Below are 2457 nucleotides of genomic sequence, written 5' to 3'. Positions count from 1 at the left end.
TAATCGTATAATCCTATATATTATTAACTTAACTTTCGCATATAAATTTTAGGTTCTACACTATACAAGGTAAGAGTAAGAAGTAAAAAGTAAGAGGTAAAAAGCAATGAGTATTACTTACCTGTAAATTTTATATTTTTATTTTATAACTACCAAAGTTCAATTACTAACTTAACTTTCGCTCATAAATTTCAATCTCTATATTAGATGAATAAACGTTCTTAATTTAAAATTTAGAATGTAAAATAGAAACTTGTGGAGAAGTTTATTTAGGTACTAGATGCTAGGTGAGGAGGATCGCCAATAAAAAAATTTTTAAGCCCTTAAAAAAAGGTATAACTACTCTATTTAATGAATCAGTTATACCTTTTCTCACTATCCTATTTATTTAATTAAAGAACTTCTGTTTCCATTATTATTTGCTTAGCTTTCAATATTGAAGTAGCACTCATGGAGAACTCATCTAAGTCATATTCTACTAATAGAGGTATAACTCTTTCATCTCCTGCCACTTCTCCACACATTCCGCACCATTTACCTGCTCTGTGTGCAGCATCTATTGTATTTTTTATTAAAGCTAATACTGCTGGATGCATTGGATCATATAAATATGATATCTTCTCATTCATTCTATCTGCAGCTAATGTATATTGAATCAAATCATTTGTTCCTATACTGAAGAAATCTGCATGTTTAGCAAATTCGTCTGCTGCTACTGCAGCAGCTGGTATTTCTACCATCATACCCACTTCTAAGTTTGCATTAAATTCTTTTCCTTCAGCTTTTAACTCTTCCATACACTCATTAAGAACTTTCTTTGCCTCTAAAAATTCTGATACTGAAGATATCATAGGGAACATTATCTTAATATTTCCATAAGCTGATGCTCTTAATAAAGCTCTTAATTGAACCTTAAATATATCTTTTCTATCTAAACATAATCTTATTGCTCTGTATCCTAAAAAAGGATTCATCTCTTCTGGTAATGGCAAATATGGAAGCTTTTTATCTCCACCTATGTCAAGGGTTCTTATTACCACAGGTTTTCCTTCTAATTTTTCTGCTACATACTTATAAGATTCAAATTGTTCTTCCTCTGTTGGCATATCATTTCTATCCATATATAAGAATTCTGTTCTAAATAATCCTACTCCATCTCCGCCATTTTCTATAACTTGGTGTACATCCTCTGGTTTTCCTATGTTTCCAACTACCTCAACACGTTTTCCTGCCTTTGTCACTGTTTCAACACTTATTAATTTTCTAAGTTCTTCTTGCTCTCCTTGGAATTTAGCCTTCTTATCCTCATAAGCTTTTATTATTTCTTCACTTGGGTTGATTTCCACTATTCCTTCTATTCCATCAACTATAACTAAATCACCATCTTTAACTTCTTCAGTTATATTTTGAAGTCCTACTACTGCTGGTATTTCAAGAGTCCTTGCCATTATAGCACTGTGAGAAGTTCTTCCACCTATATTTGTTAAGAAAGCGATTACCTTGCTCTTATCCAATTGCGCTGTATCTGATGGTGTTAAGTCATGAGCTACTACTACAGTATTTTCTTCTATATCACTTAAATCCCCAGAAGTTACTCCTAATAAATTTTTTAATATTCTATCTCCTACATCCTTAACATCTGCTGCTCTCTCTCTCATATACTCATCTTCCATAGCTGCAAATATACCCATATACATATCAACTACATCTTTAAGAGCTTTTTCAGCATTTACACTTGATGATTCTATATTCATCTCTATGGCGCCAGTGAATTCAGGGTCATCTAAAAGCATCATATGACTTTCAAAAACTGCTGCCTTATCCTTTCCTACTTCTCTTTCTGCTTTTTCCTTTATTTTAGTTAACTGTTCTCTTGATGCTTCTGCTGCATCCTTTAACCTTTGCTTTTCTGCTACTATATCTTCAACTTTTTTCTCTACCACATTTAGTTCTTGCTCTTTTTTTATAACAACTCTTCCTATAGCATATCCTTTTGATGCTGAAATACCTTTTTTCAACATTAAAAAACTCCTCCTAAACATTTAATATTATATAAATTCGTGAAATTTTACGTCAATTTAAACTTTTATATAAATTAAAGCAATATACATGCCAAAGCTATTTTTTTATAAAATGAACTGCACCTATATTTTTTATATACACTTATATTCTACATATTTCTTCAATTTATTTATATTTTCAAATAATTCTTTATTCCATCTCTCCATTTATGATACAATTTAAATATTGATAAAATTTATCAACTCACTTTATAAATATACTAATTTACTATTACAAATTTTAGTTTCATTTAAAATCAAATTATAGCTAAGCCATATTTAACTAAGTTTTTATCATAATAACAACATTAAATTTAATATTTATGAGATAATATTTATGGCTGATAAAATTTATCATACATATTTATAGTATTGATAAAATTTATCAATGCATTAT

The 2457-nt window shown here is 29.5% G+C and carries 1 protein-coding gene; it reads right to left on the bottom strand.

Going from position 1 to position 2457, the window contains the following annotated elements:
- Positions 1-392: 392 nt before the first annotated feature.
- A complete protein-coding gene (gene ptsP / locus FGK85_RS14970) occupies positions 393-2021 on the bottom strand; it encodes a phosphoenolpyruvate--protein phosphotransferase (RefSeq protein WP_171011455.1) in 1629 nt (542 codons plus the stop codon).
- Positions 2022-2457 lie beyond the last annotated feature (436 nt).

The sequence above is a fragment of the Haloimpatiens lingqiaonensis genome (assembly GCF_901447495.1).
GTDB lineage: Bacteria > Bacillota > Clostridia > Clostridiales > Clostridiaceae > Haloimpatiens > Haloimpatiens lingqiaonensis.
Note: the sequence above shows the minus strand (reverse complement) of the source record. Positions and strands in the feature narration are given on the sequence as shown.

Bases quoted from the DNA above. Each gene is read 5' to 3' on its own strand.
- ptsP (WP_171011455.1), bottom strand. From the start codon at position 2,021: ATGTTGAAAAAAGGTATTTCAGCATCAAAAGGATATGCTATAGGAAGA.